Source organism: Streptomyces sp. NPDC023527, from assembly GCF_055560115.1.
Window position 1 is genome coordinate 181,428 of the sequence record NZ_JBVHJJ010000006.1, and the last position, 26,317, is coordinate 207,744.

Genomic DNA, 26,317 nt, shown 5'->3' on the forward strand with positions numbered 1-26,317 from the left:
GCGTCGAGACGGTAGTGGGGTGAGGTGCGGAGGTGGCTGACCGTTGGGCAAAGGTTCGTCGTGACTGCCCCGGCACCCACGTGGATGCCGGGACGGTCACGACGGGAAGGACGGTCAGGCGCCCCGCACCGGACCGCCGGAGTCGGCTCCGGCACCGGATCCGGCCAGCTTCGCCGCGTGCGTGAGGAGTTCCTCGTAGACCTGCGGCCGGTCCTCGTCGATGCACGGGTACCCGACGCCGAAGTCACCGCCGATCCAGTGCGCCCCGATCCCGGGATTGGCGCTGTCGGTGCCGTCCCGCAGGAAGAGGTGCGGGCTGCAGGTGACCCGGCCGTCGCGCGCCGCCTCGTACTGGGCCATGACGGCCGCGCGGGCGGAGCCGGTGTCGAGGGCCGTGGCCAGCCGGTCCACGTCGACCACGCCGGTGCGCCGCGCCACGTCGAGGATGACGTGGCGCAGCGAGATGCACCGGCCCTCGGCCCAGAAGGCGCGGCGCAGGGCCCGGTCGAGCTGTTCACTGGCGTGCCAGCCCTGCGCCTTGGCCGCGTGCACGGCCTCCAGCGCGGGGAGCGTGGTGACGGGGTACGTCCAGTCCGGGCCCTGCCACATGCGCCAGCCGGCGTCGGGCTCGACGGCGCCCAGCACGGCTGTCTCGGAGTCGACGCCGGGCCGGGCGTTGACCTCGCGGTTGAACAACTCCAGCGGGAAGGCCCGGAAGTCGAACCACACCCGGCCCTCCAGGCCGAGGCGGCGCCGGGTCTCGTGCAGGCGGTGGACCGCGACGTGCGCGAAGGAGCAGTTCAGGTCGGTGAAGACGACGATCGTGTCGTCACTGTCCGGGAGGCGCGGATCGTCCGTGCCCCCGTCGTGCCGGTCGTTCCGTGCGGCGCTCATGGTGTCTCCGATACGCGGATCAGACCCCACCAGCCCTCACTGACCCCCCAGTGGAGGTTGCCGGTGCGGTAGGCGTAGTCGCCGGGGTACTGGGCCCGGAAACGGATGGTGCGCGTGCTGCCCGTGGCGAGGGCGCCGATGGTCGATACGTACGTCCCCCGACCGGTCTCGGAAGCGTCCCACACCTGCCCGTGCACCGTGAAGCACTGGTTGCGCATGCGTGACGCGCCGACCGCCAGGTGGATGGCCACCCGGTCGCCGGGCCGGCACCGCAGCAGCGGGGTGGGCGGCTCGGGGTCGTCGAGGCCGGGGGCGAGGGGGTGCAGGGCGGCGGTGCGGTAGTTGTAGGCCTTCTGGCCGGCGTCGTCGGGGCTGTCGGAGAACAGGTCGGTGACCGGCTGGGTGAGGTCGCCGTCGTGGTAGAGCCGCAGCCCGTCCTGGGTGACGAGGACGAGTTCCCGGACCGGTTCGGCGTGGGGCCGGCGCACCACCGCCTGCTCGCCGGACCAGCGTTCGCGTCCGGTGGCCGGGTCGTAGGGGGTGGCGTCGGCCTCCTCGACGACCAGGGCGCCGACCAGGCCGCGCCGCATGTGGCTGATGACGTCCGCCTGGTCGCGCAGCAGGACGACGCCGGGCTCGTCGGCGTACCAGCGGTAGGTACGGGCTCCGCCGGGCTTTACGGTGCCGTCCTCGTTGCGGCCGACGTGGGCGCCGTCGTGGTGGCGGACGTCGTAGCGCAGCAGGGTGGGGTGGAGGGAGACCCGGCCGGAGACGGTGCGGGCGCCCGGATCCTCCTCGTTCATCAGGGCGGGGTCGAGCGGGCTGGCCGGCGGCGGGCCGTCCAGCTCGTTGACGAGCGTGACCTCGACCCACTCCCCCGCGCGGCAGCGCAGCACGAGAGGGCCGCCGTCGTCGGGGGCACCGTCGACGGTGTAGACCAGCCCGTAGGGGTCGGTGCGCCGGTCGCTGTAGGCGATGACGCGGGAGCGTGCCCGCACGGTGTAGCGGCGCGGGGCGCGCCGGGGCGGCAGCGGGTCACGGCCGGGGGCGGCGCCGGGCAGGGCGGGCAGGTCGTGCTGCGGGCGGTCGTGCAGGCGCAGCAGTCCCCAGCAGCCCAGCCACAGGTCGTTGCTCGCGCCGAAGGCCCACAGGTGGTCGCCGGGGCCGGCCGTGGGGTCGAGCCGCAGCTCGGCGACGTTGGAGATGCCGAAGGTGTGCTGGTCGCGCCAGGCGGTGTCGGTGCGGCCGGGCCACTCGCGCCAGCGGCCGCCGCTGACCGTGAAGCTGTGCTGGAGGTCGTGCGAGCCCTGGAGGACGTGCAGGCGTACGTCCTCGCCCGGGTAGGCGCGCACCAGTGGGGTGCCGGGGTCGCCGTGCACGTCGCTGGCGAACCAGTCGGCGGGGTCGCCGCCGCGTTCCGACACCGGCTCGCTGCGGTAGTTGACGCCCATGACGCCCTGGTCGTCGGGGGCTCCCGGACTGGGCGGCGGGTTGATGGGCCCGCCCTGGTGCCCGCCGTCGTGGCCGCCGGCCGTCGCGCCCGCGGAGGTGGCGTGCCGGACCATCGGGACGAAGTCGCCGATGGCGAGCACGGCCTCGCGGTGGGTGCTGCCGTCGGCGCGTTCGATCACGGCCTGCGTGCCGCGGCGCAGCGGGACGCTCCGGTCGTGGGGCGAGAACCAGGTCGCGTCCTCGGGCTCGGCGATGAGCGCGCCGAAGAGGCCGTGGCGCTGCCGGTAGTTGGCGAGCAGGTGGTCGTGGAAGAGGACGGTGCCGAAGTCCTCGTCGAGGTACCAGCGATACGTCCAGGAGTTGTACTGGCCGAACGCCTCCTCTCCGTGGTCGGCCGTGGTGGTGGCGGAGATGTAGTTCCAGCCGATGGCCGAGCCGTCGGCGACGAGCGGGTCGTACTTCACGAGGTGGGTGTGCAGGCCGCATTCGGGCTGGAACGGCAGTTCGTAGTCGAAGGCGGACGCCTCCTGCTTGCCGGCCGGGAGGGCGTTGGTGAGCGTCATCTCCAGCACTTCGCCCTTGCGGGCGCGGATGACGAGCGGTTCCAGCGTGCGCTCGCCCCGGGCGAGCTGCCGCTGGAAGGCCTCGAGCCCGCCGGCTTCCTCCAGTTCCTCGGCGAGGACGTAGAACATGCCGCGGTGGTCGTGCCAGGTGGTGTTGTGCGGTTTCTTGGGGTCGCCGTGGTAGTAGAGCGTGCCGGTGGCGGCCACGAGGTGGTAGCGGCGCACCGGCGCGCCGGGCGGCCCGACCTTGGTGAACGCCTCGCCGGGCTGCGGGTCCTCGCAGAAGGCGTTGGCCTCCAGCGCGGTGGGTTCGCGGCCCATGCCGGCGGGCTGGCCGGGTGTACGGGGCGGGCGCGGGTTCTTCTGCGGGTACGTGGCGGTGTCCGCCAGGAACGCGGGGAAGCCCGGCCGTTCGGGCGTGGGCACCGGGGGTGCCGCGCGGTGCGGGAGGGGGAGCAGGGCGGTGACGGGCTTGCCGTCGGGATAGCTTCCCGAGCCGTCCTGGAGGGTGTCGAAGATGCGGAACATGCCCCACATGCCCATGTGGAAGTGCACGTACATGTGGCAGTGCCAGATCGAGTCGCCCACCGCCCCCTGCGTGGAGCCGAGCCCGCCGACGAGCTCCAGCGTCATGCCCTCCTGGGGGCTGATGCTGACGGAGTCCACGATCGGGGACTTCTCGTCCTTCGGGTCGAGCCGCCATTGGTGGAGGTGGGTGTGGAAGACGTGGGTGTCCCGCATGCCGCCGTGGACCAGGCGGATGACGGCCGGGTCGCCGGAGTAGCCGCGGAAGACCGGCGTGGTCGGGTCGCCGAAGAGCCAGGAGCTGTGGTGCATCTCCTCGCCGGTCTGTGCGTCGCGCACCGGGTCGAGGACCCCGTCCGCGAGCATCTTGTGGTACTGGTACATCCGCCATTCCATCGGCTCGATGCGCAGGTTGACCGGCAGCATGGCGTTGTTGGGCGGCGTCAGGTCGTCGAGGGTGTCGGAATCGTCGCTTCCGTAGCCGGCGGCCGCGCCGGCCGCGCTCCCGTGCGCGTTGTGCCCGTCGTGGCCGTGGTCGCCGCCGTGCGAGCCGTGGGCCGGGGGCGCGACGGGGTTGTCGTTGCTCGGGTACTCCATCATGACGACGACGTATTCGCGGAAGCTGCGGTCCGGCAGGTGGATGTCGGCCTCCAGCCCCGTCGCGAGGGGGGCGCCGGTGACCGGGTCGGTCCAGGTGGCCTCCGGCGCCTCGACCACGACGGCCCCGACGAGGCCGTGGCTCTGCGCGCCCTCGCCGCGCGGGTCCGCCATGTCGCCGAAGTGGAAGACGCCCTCGTGTTCGCACAGCCACTCGTACGCGCGGGTCCCCCCGGGCGGCACGCTGCTGTCCGGGTTGGCGCCGACGGCCGCGCCGTCCGTCGTACGGGCGTCGTAGCGCACGCCCTGGAGCGTGATGCCGACGGGCCGCGGCAGTTCGTTGCTGAGCCGGACCCGCAGCCGCTCGCCGCGGCGCACGCGCAGGACGAGGGGCCGGGCCTTGGGGTGCGGGGCCGGCACGCGCTCGGGTTCGCGCGTGTAGTCCGGGAACGGCTCGGGCCACGTCGCGGCGACCGCGCGCAGCTCCTCGGCGTCACGGGCCAGGACGTACAGGGCGCCGTTGCGGTCGTGGTCGCCGAAGGCGTTGTAGGCGATGGGCACGTTGAGGGCGACCACGTCGTACGTACGGGTGCGGGACGCACCCGTGGTGGATCCGGCCTCGGCCGGGGCCGAGGCGTTGCTGTCGGTTTCCATTTCTTTCCCCCGATGAATGAATCTGCGCTGTTCTGTTCTGTACGGATCGGTGAGAGGGCTTACGGGAGGGCGGAGGTGTGGCGGTCCGTGCCGTGCGCGAAGCGCGCCACCGTCGTGCCCGCCGAGACGACGGCGCCCTCCCAGCGGTAGACCTGGCCGAAGGCGTGGCCGGGCCCGGTGGCGGCGGCGGGCCGCGACCGGCTGAACGCCACGGCGACCCGGTCGCCGCGGCGCAGCGGCACGGGCTCGGCGATCGGCAGGTAGCAGTGCTTCCAGCTGTCGGACGTGGTGCGGGCACCGATGTCGTCGCCGGAGATGTCGAGGGCGACGGTGTCCGAGAGGGTGGCGACGAAGTAGCCCTTGAACCCGGTGAGGACGCCGTCCCGCCGCGCGGTGTAGACGAGCGGCACCCGGTAGTCGGGCCGTCCCGCCCCGCCGGGCGTGGTGAGGTCGTAGGTCCGTACGACCCGCGGCGCGGCCAGGTGGCGGCGGCGCGGGACGATCACGTCGTAGTAGAGGTCGAAGGGGCCGCGGGCGCCCCGTCGGCGCAGCAGGCCGGCGAAGGCCGCCGGCCCGCCCGCGTCCCGCGGCCCGTCGCCGGTGAGCTGGGCGTGGGCCTCTTCGGCGGCGACGGGGACGAGGTAGCTCTCGACGTGGCGGGGCAGCATGGTGCCGCCGGGCCGCAGGAAGCGCCGCCGGGCGTCGTCGAGGATCACGGCGAAGTTCTCGTTGTCGGCGAGGTTCCCCATGATCTCCGAGACGACGACGTCCACCCGCTCGGGCAGGTCGAGGTCGAAGGAGAGGCCGCACAGCGGGTGGAAGCGGTCGCCGTGGCCGGCGGCCTTCAGCTGGTCGACGGCGTCCGCGAGCACGCCCTCGTTGAGGTCGATGCCGTAGACCCGCGCGGCGCCGGCCTCCAGGGCCCAGCGGGCGAGGATGCCGGTGCCGGTGCCCAGGTCCAGCACGGTCGCACCGGGTCGCACCGCCTCGGTGACCGCCGCGCGGTAGGCGTTCATGCGCAGGTCGTCGCCGAGCATCAGGGAGTGGAAGTCGTCGTCCCACTCCAGGAGTTGTTCGGAGGCCGGGAGCCAGACCTGTTCGGGCCCGTAGTCCGGTGCGCCGGTGGCGGCGGTGGTCGTCATCCTTGCTCCTCCCGCCGTTCGGTCCCGTCCCCGCCCGGCCCGGCTTCGTACACCCTCAGCGCCTCGGTGGCCGGTCCCGCGACGGGGCATCCGGTGGCGAGGTCGAAGGAGGAGCGGTGCAGAGGGCAGACGATGCGCAGGGTGCGGGGGTTGACGTGGCCGTGGACGAGCCGGCCCAGCCGGTGCGGGCAGGCCGCGTCGATCACGAACTCCCGCCCGGCGACGCGGACGCGCACCCGCGCCCCGTCGGCGAGCTCCTCCAGCACCGCGTCCTCGCGCGTGCTCACGCCGCCTCCCGGACCCGCTCGACGGCCGCGTCGAAGGCCGTGCCGATCAGGTCCGACAGCAGCAGGGCGCCGACCCACAGCCGGGTGGCGTCCACGCCGCGCTCCGTCTCGTACTCGCGTATCGCGATCTGCATCTCCCGCATGTGGAAGGTGTCGATGTGCAGGTGCTCGGTGTAGTAGCGGCCGTGCTCGATGCCCAGCCGCTCGCAGGCCCGCGCCTGGGTGCGGAAGGCGTGCGGGATGCTCGCCTCCAGGTAGGCCAGGGCGCCGAGGAAGTACTCCACGTGCGGGGCGCGCTGGGTGAGCCAGTAGAAGACGTTGAGGAAGGCGTAGGTCTCGTCGGATGTGGTGTCGAGGAAGCTCTCCAGGTCCTGGGGCAGGCCGAGTTCGGTCAGCAGGTCGAGGTAGAGCCGGGAGTGGGCCTGCCGCAGGTTGCCGCAGCCGAACTCGTCGATGAGGACGCGCATGACCGCCATCTGCGCCTTGAGCGGCAGGCGCGGGATGGCGGGGAAGAAGTTCTGCGCCTCGGTCAGGCCGTCCAGCGCGAACTCGCGGACGACCCCGCGGAACTGCTCACGCGTCGCCTCCTCCGCCAGGTAGCGGGCGGTCTCCGAGCCCTCGCGCTCCTTCGCGAGCAGGCCGTCGAGCTCCTCGACCCACCGCGTGCGCGAGGTGAGAGCGGGGGTACGTGCGGTCAGCTCCGCGACGCGGGCGACGATCCAGTCCCTTTCGAGCTCCTCGACGGCGGCCACGACCCGGGCGTCCTGCACCGACCGGTTGAGGACGAACAGCCGCTTCTGGGCGCTGCCTGTCGGAGTGGGCGTGGTCACGGGGCTCCTCCCGTCCCGATGGTCCGATCGGTGGTCAGCACGCCGCGGCGGTGCAGCTCGCCCTTGAGCGCGCGGTACCAGTCGGGGCGGTCCAGGCCGTGCCGCAGGCAGGCGGCGGCGAGTTCGGCGGCGTGCTCGGAGACGGGCCCGGTGAACAGGGCCGCGCACAGTTCCGGCTCGACGTTGGCCAGCGCCGCGACGTGGCCGGCGACCTCGCCGGTCTCCGGCACCAGGTGCTCCAGCCCCTGGAGCACGGGCACGCCGGGGCGGGCCGCGAGGAGCTCGCGGGTGGCCCGTGGGTCGCCCGCGGAGTCCTTGACGGCGACGACGGCGGGCAGGGCGCAGATCCGCAGCAGGGTGTCGTGGCGCAGGTCGTTCCCCGAGATCTCGCGCTCGTGGTAGACGACGACGGGCAGCCCGCCCTCCGCGCCGAGCGTCTCGAAGTGCCGGTGCATCTCCTCCTGGGTGACGTCCGGGCCGTACGGGGTGGGAGCGACGACGGCCGAGGCCCCCAGGGCGGCGGCCGTACGGGCCCGGGCCACGGTCTCCCCGGTCGTCGGCCGCTGGATACCGGCCAGCACCGGCAGGCCGTCGGCACTTCGGACGGTGGCGGCGACCACGGCCCGCCACTGCCGGTCGGTCAGGGCCCAGCCCTCACCGGTGCTGAGGGCGGGCAGGAGGGCGTCCACGTGCGGCCGCACGCTCGCGACCAGCCGGGCGACGTCGTCCTCGGCGACCTCGCCGGCCTCGGTCAGCGGTGTCACCAGCGCCACGGTGACGCCCGTGTACGGTTCCCCGCGCTCCGTACGTCCTTCCGTACGCTCGTCCGTCCGGCCGCAGCCGCTCACAGTGCCTCCGTGGGCAGTCGCAGGGCCAGGGAGGCGCGGTAGAGCCGTTCGAGCGGCTCGGGGAACAGCGGCTCGGTGCCGGGCGGTTCGGGTGTCCGTACGGGCACGTCGTCCCGGCCGCTCAGGCGGGGGCTGGCCGAGTACAGGACGCCGCCGCGGTCGCGCACCATGCCCAGCAGCAGCCGTTCGTGCGTGGGCAGGCCGGCCCAGGCGGGCGCGTCGAGGCCCGCGCGCAGGTCGGCGGGCTCGTAGGCCAGGCGCTCGATCCGCATGTCGGTGTGCAGGTTGTCCATGAAGGGGTAGTAGGCGTCCTGCAGCTCCCGGGGGAAGTGCCAGACCAGGTCGTCGCAGCGGCCGACCTGTTCCCAGCTCATCCGCACCCGGCTGCCCAGCCGTTCGGTGAAGAACGCCTTGCAGGCGATGCGCACCCGGTCGTCCGCGCTGTTCATGCCCATGAACAGCGCGGCGTCGGCGTAGGCGTCGCCGGGTGCGGGGTGCGGGTCGTGGGGCGCGGCCTGTGCCCGGTCGGCCGCGGCGCGGGTCTCACCGGACATGGCGGTCGAGGACCTCCCGCGTGCGGGCCATGGCCTCGGTGAACATCTTCGGCTCGCGGGCGAGGGCCAGGCGCACGTACGACTCGCCCTTGCCGGGCTGGCTCCAGAAGAAGTACCGGCCGGGCAACACGTACACGTCCTCGGCCGAGAGCAGCCGCTGGAGCTCGGTGGCCGTCAGCTCGGGGTGATCGATCCGGAACCAGGCCACGCTGACCTTCACGATCGGTTCCTCGTACCGCAGAATCGATCCGGCCAGCGCCTTGCGCGCCGTGTCGCGGTTTTCGTCCAGCACCTCGCGCACGGAGGAGAGTTCGTCGCGCGTGGAGTCCTCGATGTACTGGGTGAGCATGTGCAGTACGAACGGCGAGACGTTGAGCAGCACGCTGGTGTGGAGGTTGTAGACCTCCTCGCGGATGTCGTCGCTCGCGGTGATCAAGGCGCACTTGGCGTCCTGCACGGGCCACGTCTTGCCGGTGTCCTCGATCGCGAGGTACCGCACCCCGGAGCTCTCCAGGAGCTCGTACATGTCGAAGCGGGCGACTTCCGGATCGAAGAGCGTGAAGGCGGCGAAACAGAAGTCGATGAGCAGCAGCTTGTCGTGGTCCTTGCAGAAACGGACGACCTCCTCGAATCCCCTGCGGCCGTGTTTCAGCAGGCTGAACCCGGTGGGGTTGTTCGGGTCGACGAGGAAAAGCGCGTCGGTGCGCACCTGGCGCCTGAGCTGCTCGTACAGGGAATCCGGATCGTGCAGTACCGACTCGTCGATCGGATAGAGCGGGACGTCCATATTCCGCAGCACGTCATAAAGATTGTCGAAGCACGGCTCGATGAGGGTGACGTCCATGCGCTGCTTTTTCAGGTACATACCGGCGACCATCGTCGATATCGACGCGGCGTAGGAGAGCATGGTCTTGTTCTTGGCGAGCGCCGTGTGCTGTCCGTGGAGGCGGAAGAACGCCTCGGTGAAGCGCTGTTCGTAGGTGGCCTGGAGACCGTTCTCCGCTTCGTACCACAGCTCGGGCAGACGAGCGACGATTCCGCGCTGGGCGACGGACTGCCGCTGGTGGGTATGGGCGTCGGCGAGGTTGAAGGTCGTGCGCAGGGCCTGTATCTCGTGCTGCGTAAGGTCCGGGAGCAGGCCGGAGCCGTGGACGCTGCCGGGGCTGACCATGGTGCCGTGCGGTTTCATGCTTCCTCCGGTCACACACGTCGATGTGGTGGGTCTGTGTGGCGGTTCTGCGTGGTGGGTCCGCCTGGTGTGTCTGCCTGGTGTGTCTGCCTGGTGTGTCTGCCTGGGAACCCGCCGGCGCGGGGCGGCCGTGGAGACGGCCGGGCGGCCGCGGCTACCGGCGGGAGTGGGTCGTGCGGGATGTGCTCGCGGCAGCCCGGAGCGCGCGCCGACGCGCGGCTGCGGCCGCACGGGCGCGGCTGTGGGCGCCGCGGGGGCCGCCGGGGTCCACGCGGGGTGGACGGGCGGCGGTGCGCGGCGTCATCTGCGGATGGTGGGGTGCCGCGTCATGAGCCGGCGGCTACGCGGCCGGTGAATACCGTGACGGCATTCACCACCGGGCGGGGCGCCCCGAGCGGATGAAGTTGCGGCGGCAAATTCCTGCATATGCCGGTGGCGGTAATTCGGCGGCATACCGGCGACAGTGATTCCCCCTGTGTCGCCCGCAGCCTTGTTGTGCACACGAAAGGGCCGTGCGGACAAGGTGCTTCCTCCCCCGTAACCCGGACCGAGGTCCGTTGACGGGACTATGGCACACCCGTCTGTGCGAAACAAGGCCGAAATATCGGCCCGCATTTCCTTGGAAGGGCGGGGAGTTGAAGGACCTTGGAAAGCGGAATGGGGCGGCCGGCGCGGCGGACTCGGCCGGACTTGCGCCGACCGTATGGCGGGGGCACGCATGAGGAAGACCACCGGGCACGGGAGGGGTCCGCCGGAGGCGAGCCGGTCGGCCGGCCGGTGGGTGGCGCGGTCGGTCGGTGGGTGGCGGTCGGCGGCGGGAACGCACGGAAGGTGTGCACGGCGCGTGGCCACGCCGTGCACACCGCGAACCGTCCGCAGGGGACGGCGACGGCCCGTACGGGACGGCGCTCCCCCCCAGGGTGCTGCGCCGTCCGTACGGGCCAGGTCCGACCCCGCCCTCAGGCCTGCCTGATGGTTTCGAGCTCCAGGCTCAGCTCGATCTCCTTGGAGACCAGGATGCCGCCGGCCTCCAGGGCCATGTTCCAGGTCAGGCCCCAGTCCTCGCGGTTGACCTTGCCGCGGGCGGAGAACACCGCGCGGTCGTTGTCCCAGGGATCGCGGGCGTAGCCGAGGTAGTCGACGGTCAGGGTGACCGGACGCGTCACGTCCTTGATGGTCAGGTCGCCCGTCATCGTCCCCGTGGTGCCCTGCCACGTCACCGCGGTGGACGTGAAGGTGGCCTTCGGGAACTGGGCGACGTCGAAGAAGTCGCCCGACCGCAGGTGGTCGTCGCGCGTCTTGTCGCCGCTGTCGACGCTGGACATGTCGATCACGGCGGTGACGCGGCTGTCCTCGGGCCGCTCCCCCACCTCGACCGTCGCGTCCACGGACGTGAACCGCCCGCGGACCTTGGTGAGCATGAAGTGCCGTCCCATGAAGCCCACTTCGGTGTGCCCCGGGTCGACCTTCCAGACGCCGGTGGACGGCAGTTGGACGCCGTTCACCTCACGCGTGGGCGCTGCTTCCTTGTTCATGGTTCGCTGTCCCCCCCCTCGATGGGTGCCGTGGGCCGTGCTCAGGCGCCGGACTCGGTCGGCAGACCGGCGGCGATCCAGTCCTGCTTGCCCGCGGCGTACTTGTAGACGTTCGCGTAGCCCAGCTCGGTGAGCCGGTCGGCGGCGATGCCCGAGTTCGGGCAGTCGTCGTTGGAGCAGTAGACGATGATCTCGGCCTGCTTGTCGGGCAGCAGGCCGGGCGCGAGCTTGTCCACCGCGTCGTGCGGCAGGTTCTTGGCGCCGGGCAGGTGCGCCTCCTCGTAGTACGAGGCGGGCAGCGCCTCGACGACGAACACCGAGCCGCCCTTGATCTTCTGCTCGACCTCGTCACGCGTGATGTTGCGGGCCATGCCGGACTCCTCACGATTCACGATTCGCGGTGCAGCGCTTGATTGCGTGCGTAAGCACATTAACAGGTGCGTGCGCGCGCACACAAGCGCGATTACACTTGCCCCGTGAACGACAGGGGAAGCGGACTCAGGGCATGGCGGGCGCTGCTGCTCGCCCACAGCGCCGCCGTGCGCGCCATCGAAAGCGACGTGCAGCGGGACGCCACGATTCCCCTGACGTGGTACGACGTACTGCTGGAGCTGAAGGGCTCGGGCGCGGACGGCCTCCGGATGAACGAGCTCGCCGAGCGCGTCGTCCTCAGCCGTACGCGCGTCAGCCGCCTGGTCGACGAGATGGCCCGCTCGGGCCTGGTCCGCAAGGAGCAGGACACGGCGGACAAGCGCGTGGTGTGGGCCCTCATCACCGACGACGGCCGCACGGCGCTGCGCGAGACCGCCCCCATCTACCTACGGGGCATCGAACGGCATTTCTCCACGCACCTGACGGACGACGAGGCGGAGGTCATCGCCTCGGCCCTGATGAAGGTGTCGCGGGGCGGCCGCGACGAGGTCGGCTTCGGCTGAGGGTGGCGCGTGCGACGCGCTGGTCGAATCACCGCCCCACCGGCCACAGCCGCGCGACCCGCCACGCGGCTCGCGCCACGCGTTGGGCTGCCGCGCGGTCCGCGCTCGGGGCGCGCTCTTTCGGGGTGATCACCTGCGGCAGTTCCAGGGGTCGCACCGCCCCGTAGTCCGTGAACCGTTCGACCCCGCACCCGCCGCACCGGGCCGCCCCACGGGTGTGGGTCCACTCCCCCCGGTGCCGGCACTCCCCCACGAGACCCCTCATCGGCCCCGCCCCCGAACCGGCGTGTGCGCCGACCGCCAGTGCCGCCGCTGCGCGACGAGGGCGTTTCCCGCCTTGACCTCGTCGTCGCCCTTCGCGGCGGCTCGCAACGCGGCCTCCAGCTCCAGGCATTCGGCGCAGCCGTAGAGCGGCTTGGCACCCGCCGGCCAGAGACCGGCCGCGGCCCGCTCTTCGCGACCGGCCAACCGCAGGGCGGAAGCGGGCGCTTCCCACTCGGCACTCCCGCCGGGGTCACGCAGGCGTACGCACGCGCCTGCGCTTCCGATCACTTGCGCGATCCGTCCCTCGCGCGTGTCGACTACGAACGCGCCGTTTCTGTAGGTCATCACTTCGCGCCTCCCGAGTGTCCTGGTAGCAGCCACATCCTCCCGTTCGGCGTGAGGGGCGCTGAAACTTTCGCCTGTAGTTGGCTCGAATGAGTGAACGCTCGCACAAGTCAGTGCAGTTGATGTCGCTAGAGTCGAGCCGCAAGGAGGTGATCGCTTGTCCGACATCACGCCCACCCTGTTACGCCGAAGGCTCGGCGCGGCGCTGAAGACACTGAGGGTGAGAGCCGGCCTCAACCTCGCCGGGGGCGCGAAGCTGCTGGGCGTATCCAGCCCGACCTTGAGCAAGGTCGAGAACGGCAGACAGCGCACCGATCCTGAAAGGTTTATCACCGCCTACGGGGTCGCAGACGCGGCACGCATCGCAGAGATCAGGGAGCTCGCGAGGTTGGCCGACAGCAGCCGCCACCAGCGCCTCTACGTGCAGTACAAGGACGTCATCCCCGAGCGCTTGGCCGACTTTCTGGAAATGGAGCAGATCGCCACCCGCATCGACCTCTACGCAGCACTTGTCGTGCCAGGGGTGCTACAGACCGCTGACTACGCCCATGCGGTCATCGGAGGCGGCAGCGTATGGAAGACAGCGCGCGAGGCACGAGCGTTCACCGAGCTACGTATGAAACGCCAGGAGATCCTGACCTCCTCCCCACTGGCGTTGCGATGCGTGCTGGACGAAGCGTGCCTCAGACGAGAGCTGGGAGGATCTTCCGTTCTCCAAGGGCAACTTGAACATCTACTCGCCGTCTCCCGGCAGCCGAACATTGAACTGCAGGTCATCCCGTTCAAGGCGGGTACGCACACGGGACTGGACGGCGCCTATACCGTCTTCCACTTCGAGGTCGGCTCTCCCGCCGTAGCCGTGGAGCCGCTCACGACGTCCCACTACCTTGAAGAGGACGACCAGGTCGCGCGCTACGACGTCGCGTTCGATCGCCTGCGCACCCAAGCACTGGCTCCCGACGCGTCCCGCGACTTCATCGCAAGGATCGCCAAGGAGACACAGTGAGGTTCAAGAAGAGCAGCTACAGCTCTGGTTCCGCCGAAACCTGCGTGGAGATCGCCCTCCCGGAAGGCATACCCGGCCCCAGCCCCGTACTCATACGCGACTCCAAACGCCCCACCGGCCCGGTACTGTGCTTCGGCCCCGCCGAGTACGCCGCCTTCACGGCGGCGCTCAGACGCGGCAACCTGGACCCTAAGTAAGGGGAAAACCATCGTGCCCGATCAGACCTGGGAGAGCGACTCCGCGCGATACCTCGTCCCGCGCGCGCCCGGCGCGTCCGACGCGTGGGCCGAGGAAGCCGCCGAGGGCAAGCGGCGCGGCGGGCAGCGGTTGCTCGGGGCCGGTGGCGTGATGCCGCCCGAGGACGTGGCGACGGCCCTCGGGCTCGCGCCCGGTGAGGAAGCCGTCGTGCGGCGGCGGCTGATCCTGCTCGACGGGCGACCCGTCGAGCTCGCGGACTCCTACTACCCCCCGCGCATCGCCGCCGGCACCGCGCTCGCCGAGCCGAGGAAGGTGCCCGGTGGGGCGGTCACCCTCCTCGCCGAGCTCGGCCATGTCGCCACCCGTGTCGAGGAGTCCGTCTCCGCGCGCCTGCCCACCGAGGGCGAGCGTGAGGCGTTGGGGCTCGGTGAGTACGATCCCGTGCTCGTGCTGTCCAGGGTGGTCTTCGACGGGGGCGATCAGCCCATGGAGGCGTGCGTGATGACCATGACCGCCAAGGAACGGACCCTCCGCTACCGCATGCGGCTGGGCTGACCTTCGGCTCCGCGTACGCCCGTGGCGCCTAGCGGTAGAAGGTCCGGCCACCCGCGCCGGACGAGACCGACCAGACCTCGGCGATCGCGCCGCCGGTGATCCGGAGGGTGTCCGTCCCGCTCCTGGCGACGGTCCGGCCGTCCTCCGCCGTGAAGCTCGCGACGTAGGGCCGCGCGACTAGCCCGGTCGGCGCTCCGTCGACCAGAGTCAGGTCCACGACCGCCGGTCCCTCGGCCGCGAAGCGGAGCCCCGGGCGGCCGCGGTGCCAGGCCGCGATGATGTCGGCGAGCTGCCGCGGGGTGCGGGCGTCGTCGAAGGCTTCGGTGCCCGCCTGGGCGTAGCGGAGGGTGAACTCCGGAGCCATGATCTCCTCGGCGAGACCGACGTCGCCGTTCCACATGGCCGTCCACTGGTCGTAGGCCCGGACACCGAGCCGCCGTATGTCGTCGTCGCTCATCAAGCCGCCTTTGTCGCCTGCCGGTTCACGAAGCTCCCCGGAGCTCCCGGGTTCGCGACAGTAACAAGGGGGTCTGACAGTGGCCCCCGAGGACGCCCCCGGACCGCAGTCGTGGTTGAGACGGCCTGCCCACCCGATGCGTCGCCGGCATCGGCGTACAGATCATCAGCGCCGCCGCCCGCGCCCGGCTCCCGGTTCGCGAACGCTTTTGCGGGGCGGACACAAGAAGAGGAAGGGGGCCGCGAAAGGCGTGGCCCGGGGAAGGGGAGGTCCGTGGCAACGGACGAGGAACTGCTGGCGCGCTCGGGAACCGACGCGTCGGCCTTCGAGCCGCTCGTGGAGCGCCATTCGAGGGCGTTGCACGGCTACTTCGCGCGCCGGGCGCCCGGCGCGGCGGACGATCTGCTGGCCGAGGCGTGGCTGCGGGCCTACGCGGGGCGCGGCACCTACGACGCGGCCCGCGGGCCGGTCCGGGCGTGGCTCTTCGGCGTGGCCCGCAATGTGCTGGCCGCGCACTGGCGCGGGCAGGAACGGCCCTCGGCCGCCGCGCTCGCCGGCGAGGCGAGCAGCGACCCGTGGCACGCCGTCGACCGGAGGCTGGACGCGGCGGCGGTCGCGCCGCTGATGCGCCGGACCTTGGCCGAACTGCCGGCCGTGGAGCGGGAGCTGCTGCTCCTGATCGCGTGGGAGCAGCTCAGCCCCACCGAGGCCGCGGCCGTCGTCGGCGTTCCCTCGGGCACGGCCAGGTCCCGACTGCACCGGGCACGCACCCGGCTGCGCGCGGCGCTCGGCCCCTCCACCCCGCTTTCCCTGACAGGAGACCTCGCATGACCGGGCAGCAGGACATGAACGACGGGGACCTCCTCGACTTCCCCGGGGCCCGGCGGTTGAGGGCCGCGGGCAAGGTCGCGCCGCCCTCGGCGGACGCCGTCGCCGCGGCGCTGGCCGCGGTGCGGTCGGCGGCCGGTCAGGCGGATGCGGAGGCGGAGGCGGAGGGGCCGGTGGCCGAGCTCGAATGGGAGCCGGCGGCCGCGGTCGTCCCGGTGCGGACGTGGCGGCGGCGCCTTCCCGTGCTCGTCTCGGCGGCGGCGGTCGTGGCGATCGCGCTGGGGGTCGCGTTCCAGCCCTGGTCGGACTCCGGGGACGCACAGAGCTCTCCGGCGGCGGAGCGGACGGAAACGGCACCGTACTGGAAGGTGCGGACTCTTGAGTGGATGCGGAGCAGCGACAAGCCCCAGCCGGACGGAGCGTACAAGACCGTCTGGCTGAGCCGGAGCGGCTCGCGCGAGCAGCCCGCCAACGGTCTGGTCCAGGACTACTCCCAAGAGGACACGGGAGGGATGGCCTACGTGATCTGCGGCAAACCGGTCTTGTGGGACGACCTCAAGAAGCTGCCCACCGACCCGGCGGCACTGCGGGCACGGCTCGTCGGAAAGGCCACCGGGGAAGGGGTCGCGGAGGGTCTCTACAACGGCATGGAGGATCTGCTCGCCCAGTCACCCGCCGAACCACGGCTGCGGGCCGCGCTGTTCCAGGTCCTCACCGGGATTCCCGGGGCGCGGGTGACGGAGCGGGTCAAGGACAGCACCGGGCGCTCCGGCACGGCCGTCGACCTGGACGCCGATACCTGGCGTCGGCGACTGATCATCGACACCGGGACGTTCCATGTACTGGAGGCCGTGGACACGGCGCGGAACGACGGCCTGTCCTGGGGAGCGCAGAAGCTCCGGGCCGGGGACCTCATCCAGCGCACCACCTACCTCTCCGTCGGGCCCGCCTGGGAGGCACCGAAGCCGTCCAAGCGGACCTAGCACCGACCCCGGCCACCTGTGGATCCGACCCGGCCGCCCCGCCACGGCGCCCCTGCGGTCAGAACCCCGGTGACGGGGGTGGGACCGGCTTGGTGAGGGGCCGTACGTTGTATCGACATGAGACCCCGTATCGCAGTGATCGGCAGCGGCCCCGCCGGCCTCACCTTCGCCCGCGTCCTGCACCGTCATGGCCACCCTGTCACCGTCCTCGAACGCGATCCCGCCTGGGACGCCCGCCCCCCGGGCGGCATCCTGGACCTGCACGAAGGGCTGGGCCAGCTCGCGCTGGACAAGGCGGGGCTGCTGGCGGAGTTCCAGGCGCTGTCCCGTCCCGAGGGGCAGGCCATGCGCATCCTGGACACGGACGGAACCGTCCTGCGCGACTGGCGACCCCGTCCAGATGACCGGGCCAATCCCGAGATCGACCGCGGGCAACTCCGTGACCTGCTGCTCGGCCCTCTCGACGTCCAGTGGGGTCGGGGCGTGACGCAGGTGGTGCCGGGGACCCGGGATGGCGTACTGGTCCACTTCGCGGACGGGCGGCAGGAGACGTTCGACCTCGTGGTCGGCGCGGACGGCGCCTGGTCCCGAATCCGCCCGGCGGTCTCGTCGGCGACACCGCACTACACCGGCGTCACCTACGTCGAGACCTCCCTGGACGACATCGACACCCGCCACCCCGACCTCGCCCGGCTGATCGGCGACGGTTCCGTGGCTGTGTACGGCGTGAACCGCGCGCTCGTCGCCCAGCGCAACAGTGGCGGCCACGTCAAGGTGTACGCCCAGTTCCGCGCGCCGCTGGACTGGCACACGAACCTGGACCTGGCCGACGTCGAGGCCGTGCGATCGAGCCTGCTGGCTCTGTTCGACGGCTGGGCCGCTCCCGTCCTCGACCTCCTCCGCCACGGCACGGCTTTCGTCCACCGCCCCCTCTACGTCCTGCCCGTGTCCCACACCTGGACCCACGTCCCCGGGGTGACGCTACTGGGCGACGCCGCCCACCTGATGCCCCCATTGGGGGCGGGCGCGAACCTCGCGATGCTGGAAGGCGCCGAACTCGCCGAGTCCATCGCCACCGGCCCTGAAGATCTGGACGAGGCCGTCCGCGCCTTCGAGGAACAGATGTGGGCGCGGGCCGGCAGGTGGGCGAACATCACGATGGCCGGTCTGGAACGCCTGGTGAGCCTGGACCCCTCCGAAGCCGTCGCCCTCTTCGACGAGGTCCAGCCTTCCTGACCGCCAAGCGCGAGAGCATGGCTCTGTCCGCCGGTTCCTCGCGCCCGGACTGCCGTGTGCCGGGGGGACCGCCCCCCCGACCGCCCCCCGCGAGCGCACCCGTGCGATTACCCCCCAAAAATTCCTGTAAGGTTGTCCCCGCAACACCGCGTGACACCCCGCACTCGTAGCTCAACGGATAGAGCACTTGACTACGGATCAAGAGGTTGCAGGTTCGAATCCTGCCGAGTGCACAGCAGACCAGAGGCCCTGTGGAGCGATCCACAGGGCCTCTGGCTTTGTAGCGGCGGATCAGGCCAGGTGTCGGAGCTTGTCGGGGTTGCGGATGACCCGGATCTCGGTGATCAGGCCGTTCTCGACCTCTGCGCAGGCGACGGTGTCCGGCCGTCCGGCCGTGGTGCGCAGCAGGCCCGGCCGGCCATTGACGTCGACGGCCACGACGCGCGGGTCCTCCATCGGCTGGGCGGCCACGGCCGCGAGGAAGCGGGCCACGTTCTGGGCGCCGTGCAGCGGGCGCAAGGCTGCCTTGACCTTTCCGCCGCCGTCGTTCCATGCGGTGACGTCGGGGGCGAGCAGTTCCAGCATGCGGTTCAGGTCGCCCCCGAGGCACGCGGCGAGAAACTCGTCGGTGACCTGGCGCCTCACCTCGGCCGGGGTCGCGTAGCGCGGCCGACGTGCCTGGACATGCGACTTGGCCCGGGAGCCGACCTGGCGTACCGAGGGCTCGGTGCGGCCGAGCGTCTCGGCGATCTCCCGGTACGAGAAGCCGAAGACCTCCTTGAGCACGAAGACCGCCCGCTCCAGCGGTGAGAGGCTCTCCAGAACCACCAGCATGGCGAGCGAGACCGACTCGGCCAGCTCCACGTCCCCGGTGGCGTCCGGCACGGTGACCAGCGGCTCGGGCAGCCAGGGGCCGACGTACCGCTCGCGCTTGACGGCGGCCGAACTCAACCGGTTGAGCGCGAGGTTGGTGATCGTACGGGCCAGGTAGCCGCGCGGGTTGTCGATCGGGCCGGACACCTGGCTGCAGCGGAGCCAGGTGTCCTGGACCAGGTCCTCGGCGTCCGTGACGCTGCCGAGCATCTGGTAGGCGATGCCGAAGAGCATCGGTCGGTGCTGTTCGAAGACGGCGATCTCGATCACGTACGCGACGGTACCGCGCATGCCTCGGAAAAGCCCTGGCTGGTCAGGCCAAAGGCGCTGTTCATCCGGGAGCGCCAGTTCTCCAGGGCGACCATGGCGGTGAGTTCCACGAAGGCGGCCTCGCCCAGCCGCTGGAGCAGCGCTTCAGCGAGTCCGTCGGTGACGCGGGGCTCGGTGTCGGTCATGGCCTCGGCGTACTCCATGACCTGGAGTTCCAGCTCGGTGAAGGCCTCACGGTGGTCCCGCCACTGCGGTACCTGGGAGACCTTGTCGAGCGGCAGGCCGAGTTCGCCGCCTTCCCAGTGGCCGAAGTCCAGACACCAGGAGCAGTTGATCCGGGCCGCACTGGCCATCACGGCGAGGTGCTTCAGGGCCGGGTCGAGCGCGTTCCACTTGGCGACGGAGCGCTCCAGCTTGGCGTAGGTGAGCAGGACCTTCCGGTTGTGGCCGACCGCGAGCCCGGGGTCGAGCACCTTGCCGTACATCCGCCGGGAGTACCAAGCCCCCAGGCGGTTCAGCAGGGTGCGGGGCGGGGTGAGCGAGATGCGGGCGGTCATTTCGGGCCTCCAGGCTTCCGGATGGATGTTTCTGGAGGTAGGACAGGACAGCTGCCGAGAATGTGACATCCGTGTGGGCGCGGCGTGCAGGACCGCCTCCGTCCTACATCCCTTCTAACCTCACCCCATGAGCAGCCTCCTCCCCCGCATCACCGACGAGCAGCGCCGCGCCCGCCTCGGCCGCCGGCATCTGCTGGCGCCCGCCCACCGCGTCCGGACCGTGGAGGAGGTCGCCGACGCCCTCGTCGCGCTGCACGCCACCGACGCGGCGACCGTGTATCTGTCGGCGTGCGCGCGGCTCGCCGAGCCCTCGGCGGCGGAGGTCGAGCGCGGGCTGTACGACGACGTGACGCTGGTGAAGCTGCTGTCCATGCGGCGCACCCTGTTCGCCGTGACGTCCGGGCTCGCCCCGTACGTCAACGCCTCCACGGCCCGTACGATCGCGGCCCGCGAGCGGGCGGGGTTCGTGAAGTTCCTGCGGGACGGGACCGACGGCGGCTGGGACGAGCAGCGGCTCGCGCGGACGGAGAAGGAGGTGCTGGCCGCGCTCGCCGCGCGCGGCGAGGCGACGACGGCCGAGCTCGCCAAGGACGTGCCCGCGCTGCGGGAGACGATCGTGGTGTCGGCGGGCAAGCCGTACGAGGGACGGCAGAGTGTCGGCAGCCGGCTGCTGCGGCTGCTGGCGTCCGACGGGCACGTACGCCGCAGCCGCCCGCGCGGCTCGTGGACCAGCAGCCTCTATCCGTGGGCGCCCGTGCCGCAGATCCCGGACGTCGACGTCCGGGAGGCGAAGGCGGAGGTCGCCCGGCGCTGGCTGGCCTCGTTCGGGCCGGCGACGGAGGGGGACCTGAAGTGGTGGACGGGCTGGACGCTCGGTGACACGCGCAGGGCGCTGGCCGACGTGGGGGCGCGGGACGTGGAGTTGTCGGAGGGCGTCGGCCACGTCCTGCCCGATGACGCGGACGATGTCGAGCCCGCCGCGCCCTGGGCCGCGCTCCTCCCCGGTCTCGACCCCACCGCCATGGGCTGGCGCGGCCGCGACTGGTACCTCTCCCCCGACCATGTGCCGGCCCTCTTCGACCGCGCCGGCAACATCGGCCCCACGGTCTGGTGGAACGGCCGCGTCGTGGGCGGCTGGGCCCAGCGCGCGAACGGCACGATCGTCTGGCGGCCGCTGGAGGAACTCGGCCGCGAGGCGGCCTCCGCGATCGCCGCGGAGATCGCCCGGCTGTCCGGCTGGCTGGGCGACGTACGGGTCACGCCCCGGTTCCGTACGCCGCTGGAGCGGGAGTTGACGAGGTGACCGAGGGTGAGTCGCCTCAGTCCTTGCGCGCCCTGCCCGGCACCGCCGCCCTCGCCCGCTCCTGCGACCGGCTCGCCCGCGCGTACGCCGGGTCCGCGTCCTGGACGCGGACCCGTCCGCGAGCGACGCGGGCTAGCCGGCGACCTGCCAGCTCAGCGAGCCGGTCAGGCGCTCGCGCAGGGCCGGGTCGAGGACCGCGTCCGTGCGGTCGGCGGCCTTGACCGACAGCGTGTGCGGGCGGTGGTCCGCCGGTACGCCGAGGGAGCGCGGGGTGATCGTCGTGCGCCCCCGGCCGGCGACGGCCTCGCGGCCGTCCACGTACCAGCGCACGGACGTGGTGGCGGCGGACAGCCGGACCGTGACCCGCTCACCGCGGCCGACCGTGCCGTACGCGCCCGAGGTGCTGGTCAGCGGCTTGGCGTGGCGGTAGAAGCCCGCGATCATCGCCTCGCGGCCGGGGAGGTTGAACTCCCGGCCGAGCGTGCGCATGATCGAGTTGTCGGTGGGGCGGTAGAGACCCTTGGGGTAGTAGCCGCCGCCCTCGAACGCGCCGACCGTGCCGCCGTCCGGCGAGGTCCGGCCGATCCAGCGGTACCACTTCTTCCGCTGCGCCGCCTGCTGCTCGGCGGTCAGCGCGCTGATGTTGCTCTCCCACGGCTCGGCGCCCGTGTACGTGCCGTACTCCTCGTACTGGTACTCGTCGGCGAGCTTGCCCAGCGAGTGACCGGTCTCGTGGACGGCGACCTGGTCGGACTTGGGGTGGTCGGAGGAGGCGGTGGCGATGCCGTCGTAACCGACCTGCGAGACGATGTCGTTGTAGCCCGCGCCGCCGTACTTGGTGGAGTTGGACAGCACGACCACGAGGTCGGCGGCGGGGGCCCGCCGCGCGTACGACTCGACCTTGCCGGTGTCCACGCACAGCAGCCGCTCGATGCCGTCGCAGAAGAAGGCGGAGCGCAGGGCGGTGTCCTTCACGTCGCTCTGGGCGGGGTCGCCGGAGACGCCGGAGTCGCGGGAGACGGCGTCGACGGCCCAGACGTTGAACAGCCCCTTGTACGAGGCGTAGGGCTCGACGGCCGACATCTTCGCCCACTTGGCGCGGACGTCGGCGTGGAAGTCGCCCTGCTGGTCACCGGTGTAGCCGTCACCGATGAAGACGACGTCCAGCTTGGCGCCGACGGGGCCGTTCCGCACGATCGTCGACACATCGCCGTCACCGGCGACCGAGGGGCGCAGGGAGCGGGGCGGGGCGGGGGACGCGGGGACGGTGGTGTGGCGGGGGTGGCCGTCGGGTCCGGTGAAGTACTCGACGTGCTGGGTGCGTTCGGGCCGGGGTGGCGCGCCGTGGGCGGTGCCGGTGAGGGTCGCGGCCAGGGTCGCCGTGAGGGCGAGGCCGGCCGCGAGGGATATTCGTCTGCGCATGGGGGGTTCCTCCCGAGACCCACCACTGGTTAAGTGGCGGATCAAGTCGCGTTAAGGCGCCGCTTAACGTAGGGGCTCGGGAGGCCCTGGGCAATGGTTATGACTCAAGGAAACTGAAGAGTACTCAGGTGACAGCAGCGCGCAATGCCCTCACCGACGCCTCACAGCTCGTCGCGCACGAGCCCCAGCAGCCGGTCCAGCACCGCCCGGCCCGAGGCCCGGACGCCGTCGTGCTCGTACTCGTCCGTCACCCAGGTGCGCAGGCCCCGGATGGCGCGGGCGGTGCGCAGGGAGTGCTCGGTGTCGACGAAGAGGTCGTCGTGGTAGATCGCGGCGGCGACGGGGACGGTGTTACGGGCGAGGCGGTCGGGGTCGTAGAGGGGCGTCCAGCCCTTGCGCTCGGCGAGGAGTTCGGCGGTGTGCCGCAGGGGGCGCAGGGCCGGGTGGGTGCGCAGCATCCAGGGGTGTACGGTCTCGCCGGTGAACAGGAAGCGGGCGCCGGGCCCGAAGGGGCGGTCGAACTGCGGGAATTCGGCCCTGACCCGGTCCGCGGACCAGTGCGTCGCCCCTCCGTCCTGGGCATAGATGGCCTCATGGAGGATCGCGTAGAGCGGGCAGTGGGCGCGGGAGAGGACGGCCGCGACCTGCTCGGCGAACGCGTCGGACAGGCGCGGCCCGTCGACCGTGTCGACGAACGCGTCCTCCAGCAGATAGTGCAGCCGGTGCGAGCCCTCGCCGACGCCGAGGAGGATGCCGAGCTGCTGGAACGCCTCGACGGTCAGGAGCGTGCCGTCGGGCAGCGTTACCTCGTGGTCGGCGAGGTGGGCGGCGATGCGCCGGGCGGCGGCCTCGTCGGCGGGGTAACGCTCGTAGTGCGCGAGGGACTTGCGCTCCATGCGCGGGTAGGCGGCGCGGTAGACGGCGTCCGCGTCGGCGTCCAGGGACGGCAGGCCGCCGGTGATCAGCACCTCGGCCAGGCCCTCGGGCGCGTGGGAGAGATAGGTGACGGCGCAGAAGCCGCCGAAGCTCTGCCCGAGCACGGTCCACGGACGGCCGCCGGTCAGGCGGGCGCGGATGACCTCGCAGTCGCGGACGATGGAGTCGGCCCGGAAGTGCGCCAGGTAGTCCGCCTGTTCGGCGGGGGTGCCGCGCAGCGGCAGGGTCTGGCGGGTCGCGGGGGTGGAGCGGCCGGTGCCGCGCTGGTCGAGGAGGAGGACGCGGTAGTCCTCCAGGGCGCGGTCGAGCCAGTTCTCGCGGCCGACGGGACGGCCGGCGGCGAAGCCGGGACCGCCCTGCAGATAGACGAGCCAGGGCAGGTCGTCCCGGGCGCGGCGGGTGGCGACGACCTCGCGGGCGTAGAGGCGGATGCGCTCGCCGCCGGGGTCGTCGTGGTCGAGGGGCACGTCGAAGTGGTGATCGGTGAGCACGAGGCCCGGCTGCCGGAGGACGGCCGCGCCCTCGGCGGACCCCACTATGACCTCGGACATGGCCTCTCCTTCGAACACTGCACGTAGCGCACACAGACGGCGGACAGAATCGACTCACGGTGCCGGCACCCGGCGGAACGCGCCCGGCGCGGCACCCGGCACAACCTATCGAGGGGCAGCAGTGACGGAGAACGGCACCCACGGCGTACGGGCGGCGGACGGGCCCGCGGACATCGGCCGGCGTGTGCTGCGGCTGCGTACGGAGCGGGGGCTCACCCAGCGGCAGCTGGCCGAGCCCGCGTACACCGCCGCGTACGTCTCCACGCTGGAGGCGGGGAAGGTGCGGCCCTCCGAGACGGCGCTGCGCCATCTCGCCGAGCGGCTGGGCACCACGGTGGAGGAGCTCGCCACGGGCCGGCCGCCGGGGGTGGCGACGGAGGTGCGGCTGCGGCTGACCGACGCGCGGCGCACGCTGGCGACGGGCGCGGCCCAGGACGCGGCCGCGCTGTTCCGGTCCCTGCGCGAGGAGGCGGCGGACCTGGCGCTCGTACCGGAGGAGGCGAGCGCGCTGCTGGGGCTCGGGGACTGCGCGCTGGAGACCGGCGATCTCACCGAGGCGCGCGACCACTTCGCCGCGGCGGAACAGCTGCTCGCCGACGAGCCGCTGCCGCGCCGCGTCCCCGCGCTGCGCGGGCGCGCCACCGCCCATCTGCTGGCGGGGGAGCTGCGCTACGCCTGCTATCTGCTGGAGACCGCCGTCGACGAGCTGAACGCCTCCGGGATGCACGACCCCGACGCCCTGCTGCTCCTCTACACGGCGTCCATCGCGCCGTATATGGACATGGGGGCGCACGCACGGGCCGCGCACGCCGCTGAGCTCGCGCTGACGCTCGCACCGCAGGTCGACAACCCGGCGCTCGTGGCGGGCATGCACCGCGGGGTCGCGCGCACCCTGATCGCCGAAGGGCGCATCGCCGAGGCGGACGCCTCGCTCGCCAAGGCGCAGGAGCTCTATCGCCACCTGCACATCCGCACGGAGCTGGCCCACTGCCACTGGATGCGCGGATATGTACGCGCCCAGAACGGCGACCTGGAGGGCGCCGAGAGCGAGCTGCGCACGGCGCGCGACATGCTGGCGTCCAAGCGGGCCACGCTGTTCACCGTGCAGGTGGAGGTGGAGCTCGCGGACGTCCTGCGGCGGCGCGGCAAGGCGGCCGAGGCGGAGGCGCTGCTGAGCCCGCTCCTCTCCCCCTCGGCGCTGGGCGCCGAGCGCGGCGCCGTCCACGCGGGCGGCGCGCACCGCCTGCTGGGCCTCATCGCCGAGGAACGCGGCGACACGGAGTCGGCCGAGGAACACTACTGCGCGGCCCTGTCCCTCCTGGAACGCACGGGTGCCGCCGGCGATCTGGCCGACCTCTGCCGCCTGCTGGGCGACCTCCTGCGCCGCACGGGCCGCACCGAAGCGGCCCTGGACGCCTATCGCACAGGCCTGGGCCACCGGGCCGCCCCGGGGACGACGACGCTGGGGCCGGCGCCGACATCGCCGCCGCTCTAGCCGGCCGCTTGCCCGGATCGCTTGGATCACGGTCACAGGCCGCCGCTTGTGGGGGACGCGGCGGCCTGTGGCCGCGAGCTGCTGCCGCATGCCGTCGCCAGGGCGACGCGGGCTCCCGCCGCCGGGGCGGCGCGGGCGCGCCGTCCGGGGCCGGGCATGCGGGGGTGTGCCCCGGCATGATGCAGCATGGACAGCACTCTGCCGGTCGGTGCGCCCGGGTGGAATCCGTCGCGGGTCCAGGATCACCCCCGCCGATCGGCGGGGGTGCGGCGGCCGCCGACGTGGCCGGCCGGAAGGTTGTCAGGGCACCGAGGCACGGCCCCGGCGGTAGAGAAAGAGGGAGCGGTCGGTGATCCGTGTTGCGGTGGTGGACGACGAGCAGCTCGTCCGGTCCGGGCTGCGGATGATCCTGGGCACGGCCCCGGACATCGAGGTGGTCGCCGACTGCGGCGGGGGCGAGGCCGTGGACACCGTGCGCCGCACCGGCCCGGACGTCGTCCTGCTCGACATCCGCATGCCGGACGTCGACGGCCTGACCGTGCTGCGGGCGCTGCGCGAACTGCCGCAGCCGCCCGCCGTGGCCATGCTCACGACCTTCGACGCCAATGAGTACCTCGCGGCGGCGCTGCGCTCCGGCGCCACCGGTTTCCTGCTGAAGGACACCGACCCGGAGCAGCTCGTCCAGGCCGTACGGACCCTCGCCGTGGGCGGCAGCGTCCTGGACCCGGGGGTGACGCGCGCCGTCATCGGCGGCTACCTCGCCGCCGAGGCCGAGTCGACGGCGGCGCGGGCGGTCGCCGGGCTGACCCCGCGCGAGCGCGAGGTCCTCACCCACCTCGGCGCGGGGCTGGCCAACCCGCAGATCGCCGAGCGCATGGGGCTGGCGCCCAGCACCGTCAAGGACCACGTCCGCGCGGTCCTGGGCAAGCTGGGCGGCCTCAACCGGGTCCAGGCCGCGATCATCGCCGACCGCGCCGGGCTGGTCACCGCGCCGAGAGGCGGCACCCGGTGAGCAGGGTGGCGGCCGCGGTCC

The 26,317-nt window shown here is 72.2% G+C and carries 27 protein-coding genes and 1 tRNA gene; 11 read left to right on the forward strand and 17 right to left on the reverse strand.

Features of this window, described 5'->3' with window-relative positions; genetic code table 11:
• Positions 1-114 precede the first annotated feature (114 nt).
• The 10 genes from ACZ303_RS13995 to ACZ303_RS14040 all read right to left on the reverse strand — a co-directional run bounded on the left by ACZ303_RS13995 (position 115) and on the right by ACZ303_RS14040 (position 11,441).
• Complete coding sequence (locus tag ACZ303_RS13995; RefSeq protein WP_467338539.1) at positions 115-894, reverse strand: DsbA family oxidoreductase; 780 nt, start codon at positions 892-894, stop codon at positions 115-117.
• The gene (locus ACZ303_RS14000; protein WP_467338541.1) at positions 891-4,685 is read right to left on the reverse strand and encodes a multicopper oxidase domain-containing protein; all 3,795 of its coding nucleotides are present in this window, start codon (positions 4,683-4,685) and stop codon (positions 891-893) included. Before ACZ303_RS14000 ends, ACZ303_RS13995 begins: the two co-directional genes overlap by 4 nt.
• A gap of 59 nt (positions 4,686-4,744) precedes the next feature.
• On the reverse strand, positions 4,745-5,827 hold the full coding sequence (locus ACZ303_RS14005; protein ID WP_467338543.1) for a methyltransferase domain-containing protein: 1,083 nt from the start codon (positions 5,825-5,827) through the stop codon (positions 4,745-4,747).
• Positions 5,824-6,114, reverse strand: coding sequence for a Rieske (2Fe-2S) protein (locus ACZ303_RS14010; RefSeq protein ID WP_467338544.1), 291 nt, complete (start codon positions 6,112-6,114; stop codon positions 5,824-5,826). The genes ACZ303_RS14005 and ACZ303_RS14010 overlap by 4 nt, the downstream gene beginning before the upstream one ends.
• Complete coding sequence (locus ACZ303_RS14015) at positions 6,111-6,944, reverse strand: iron-containing redox enzyme family protein (protein ID WP_467338546.1); 834 nt, start codon at positions 6,942-6,944, stop codon at positions 6,111-6,113. The genes ACZ303_RS14010 and ACZ303_RS14015 overlap by 4 nt, the downstream gene beginning before the upstream one ends.
• Positions 6,941-7,792 carry a dihydrodipicolinate synthase family protein gene (locus tag ACZ303_RS14020; RefSeq protein WP_467338548.1) on the reverse strand — a complete coding sequence of 284 codons (852 nt, stop codon included), beginning with the start codon at positions 7,790-7,792 and terminating at the stop codon, positions 6,941-6,943. The genes ACZ303_RS14015 and ACZ303_RS14020 overlap by 4 nt, the downstream gene beginning before the upstream one ends.
• The gene (locus tag ACZ303_RS14025) at positions 7,789-8,346 is read right to left on the reverse strand and encodes a DUF6190 family protein (RefSeq protein WP_467338549.1); all 558 of its coding nucleotides are present in this window, start codon (positions 8,344-8,346) and stop codon (positions 7,789-7,791) included. Before ACZ303_RS14025 ends, ACZ303_RS14020 begins: the two co-directional genes overlap by 4 nt.
• Positions 8,336-9,535, reverse strand: a complete 1,200-nt coding sequence (locus ACZ303_RS14030) for a pyridoxal phosphate-dependent aminotransferase (protein WP_467338551.1) — start codon at positions 9,533-9,535, stop codon at positions 8,336-8,338. The genes ACZ303_RS14025 and ACZ303_RS14030 overlap by 11 nt, the downstream gene beginning before the upstream one ends.
• Before the next feature lie 959 nt (positions 9,536-10,494).
• Positions 10,495-11,070, reverse strand: a complete 576-nt coding sequence (locus ACZ303_RS14035) for a YceI family protein (protein ID WP_467338553.1) — start codon at positions 11,068-11,070, stop codon at positions 10,495-10,497.
• Positions 11,071-11,111: 41 nt separating this feature from the next.
• Positions 11,112-11,441, reverse strand: a complete 330-nt coding sequence (locus ACZ303_RS14040; RefSeq protein WP_467338555.1) for a rhodanese-like domain-containing protein — start codon at positions 11,439-11,441, stop codon at positions 11,112-11,114.
• Between the two features lie 105 nt (positions 11,442-11,546).
• Between ACZ303_RS14040 and ACZ303_RS14045 the strand changes: the two genes are divergently transcribed.
• Positions 11,547-12,005 carry a MarR family winged helix-turn-helix transcriptional regulator gene (locus tag ACZ303_RS14045; RefSeq protein ID WP_467338557.1) on the forward strand — a complete coding sequence of 153 codons (459 nt, stop codon included), beginning with the start codon at positions 11,547-11,549 and terminating at the stop codon, positions 12,003-12,005.
• A gap of 28 nt (positions 12,006-12,033) precedes the next feature.
• On the opposite strand, the gene ACZ303_RS14050 is transcribed toward ACZ303_RS14045, so the two are convergent.
• Together ACZ303_RS14050 and ACZ303_RS14055 are read right to left on the reverse strand one after the other, a co-directional pair.
• Positions 12,034-12,270 (reverse strand): DUF6255 family natural product biosynthesis protein, encoded by a 237-nt coding sequence (locus tag ACZ303_RS14050; RefSeq protein ID WP_467338559.1) that lies wholly within the window; start codon positions 12,268-12,270, stop codon positions 12,034-12,036.
• Positions 12,267-12,557 carry a hypothetical protein gene (locus ACZ303_RS14055; RefSeq protein WP_467338561.1) on the reverse strand — a complete coding sequence of 97 codons (291 nt, stop codon included), beginning with the start codon at positions 12,555-12,557 and terminating at the stop codon, positions 12,267-12,269. The genes ACZ303_RS14050 and ACZ303_RS14055 overlap by 4 nt, the downstream gene beginning before the upstream one ends.
• A gap of 214 nt (positions 12,558-12,771) precedes the next feature.
• Between ACZ303_RS14055 and ACZ303_RS14060 the strand changes: the two genes are divergently transcribed.
• Genes ACZ303_RS14060 through ACZ303_RS14070 form a run of 3 tightly spaced genes read left to right on the forward strand, consistent with a single transcriptional unit; the run spans position 12,772 to position 14,373 of the window.
• Positions 12,772-13,620, forward strand: a complete 849-nt coding sequence (locus ACZ303_RS14060) for a helix-turn-helix domain-containing protein (RefSeq protein WP_467338563.1) — start codon at positions 12,772-12,774, stop codon at positions 13,618-13,620.
• A complete protein-coding gene (locus ACZ303_RS14065) occupies positions 13,617-13,817 on the forward strand; it encodes a DUF397 domain-containing protein (RefSeq protein ID WP_467338565.1) in 201 nt (66 codons plus the stop codon). The genes ACZ303_RS14060 and ACZ303_RS14065 overlap by 4 nt, the downstream gene beginning before the upstream one ends.
• A gap of 13 nt (positions 13,818-13,830) precedes the next feature.
• Positions 13,831-14,373 carry a GntR family transcriptional regulator gene (locus ACZ303_RS14070; RefSeq protein ID WP_467338567.1) on the forward strand — a complete coding sequence of 181 codons (543 nt, stop codon included), beginning with the start codon at positions 13,831-13,833 and terminating at the stop codon, positions 14,371-14,373.
• A 28-nt stretch (positions 14,374-14,401) separates the two neighbouring features.
• On the opposite strand, the gene ACZ303_RS14075 is transcribed toward ACZ303_RS14070, so the two are convergent.
• On the reverse strand, positions 14,402-14,830 hold the full coding sequence (locus tag ACZ303_RS14075; protein ID WP_467338569.1) for a nuclear transport factor 2 family protein: 429 nt from the start codon (positions 14,828-14,830) through the stop codon (positions 14,402-14,404).
• A gap of 273 nt (positions 14,831-15,103) precedes the next feature.
• Between ACZ303_RS14075 and ACZ303_RS14080 the strand changes: the two genes are divergently transcribed.
• From ACZ303_RS14080 to ACZ303_RS14095, 4 genes are all read left to right on the forward strand, one after another.
• Positions 15,104-15,661, forward strand: coding sequence for an RNA polymerase sigma factor (locus ACZ303_RS14080; RefSeq protein WP_467338571.1), 558 nt, complete (start codon positions 15,104-15,106; stop codon positions 15,659-15,661).
• Positions 15,658-16,641, forward strand: coding sequence for a hypothetical protein (locus ACZ303_RS14085; protein ID WP_467338573.1), 984 nt, complete (start codon positions 15,658-15,660; stop codon positions 16,639-16,641). Before ACZ303_RS14080 ends, ACZ303_RS14085 begins: the two co-directional genes overlap by 4 nt.
• Positions 16,642-16,758: 117 nt before the next feature.
• Entirely contained in the window at positions 16,759-17,877 is a 1,119-nt protein-coding gene (locus ACZ303_RS14090; RefSeq protein WP_467338575.1) for an FAD-dependent oxidoreductase, read from the forward strand.
• Positions 17,878-18,037: 160 nt separating this feature from the next.
• A tRNA-Arg gene (locus ACZ303_RS14095) sits at positions 18,038-18,110 on the forward strand.
• Positions 18,111-18,168: 58 nt separating this feature from the next.
• Here the strand turns inward: ACZ303_RS14095 and ACZ303_RS14100 are convergent.
• Positions 18,169-19,020 carry an RNA polymerase sigma-70 factor gene (locus ACZ303_RS14100; protein ID WP_467338577.1) on the reverse strand — a complete coding sequence of 284 codons (852 nt, stop codon included), beginning with the start codon at positions 19,018-19,020 and terminating at the stop codon, positions 18,169-18,171.
• On the reverse strand, positions 19,017-19,577 hold the full coding sequence (locus tag ACZ303_RS14105; protein ID WP_467338579.1) for a carboxymuconolactone decarboxylase family protein: 561 nt from the start codon (positions 19,575-19,577) through the stop codon (positions 19,017-19,019). Before ACZ303_RS14105 ends, ACZ303_RS14100 begins: the two co-directional genes overlap by 4 nt.
• Before the next feature lie 127 nt (positions 19,578-19,704).
• Here ACZ303_RS14105 and ACZ303_RS14110 point away from each other — a divergent pair, with 127 nt between their 5' ends.
• Positions 19,705-20,880, forward strand: coding sequence for a winged helix DNA-binding domain-containing protein (locus tag ACZ303_RS14110; RefSeq protein WP_467338581.1), 1,176 nt, complete (start codon positions 19,705-19,707; stop codon positions 20,878-20,880).
• A gap of 132 nt (positions 20,881-21,012) precedes the next feature.
• On the opposite strand, the gene ACZ303_RS14115 is transcribed toward ACZ303_RS14110, so the two are convergent.
• Both ACZ303_RS14115 and ACZ303_RS14120 read right to left on the reverse strand, forming a co-directional pair.
• Positions 21,013-22,302, reverse strand: coding sequence for a M64 family metallopeptidase (locus ACZ303_RS14115; protein WP_467338583.1), 1,290 nt, complete (start codon positions 22,300-22,302; stop codon positions 21,013-21,015).
• A 161-nt stretch (positions 22,303-22,463) separates the two neighbouring features.
• Positions 22,464-23,789, reverse strand: a complete 1,326-nt coding sequence (locus ACZ303_RS14120) for an alpha/beta fold hydrolase (protein WP_467338585.1) — start codon at positions 23,787-23,789, stop codon at positions 22,464-22,466.
• Positions 23,790-23,910: 121 nt separating this feature from the next.
• Between ACZ303_RS14120 and ACZ303_RS14125 the strand changes: the two genes are divergently transcribed.
• Both ACZ303_RS14125 and ACZ303_RS14130 read left to right on the forward strand, forming a co-directional pair.
• The gene (locus tag ACZ303_RS14125) at positions 23,911-25,284 is read left to right on the forward strand and encodes a helix-turn-helix domain-containing protein (RefSeq protein ID WP_467338587.1); all 1,374 of its coding nucleotides are present in this window, start codon (positions 23,911-23,913) and stop codon (positions 25,282-25,284) included.
• A 349-nt stretch (positions 25,285-25,633) separates the two neighbouring features.
• The gene (locus ACZ303_RS14130; protein WP_467338589.1) at positions 25,634-26,296 is read left to right on the forward strand and encodes a response regulator; all 663 of its coding nucleotides are present in this window, start codon (positions 25,634-25,636) and stop codon (positions 26,294-26,296) included.
• Positions 26,297-26,317: the final 21 nt, after the last annotated feature.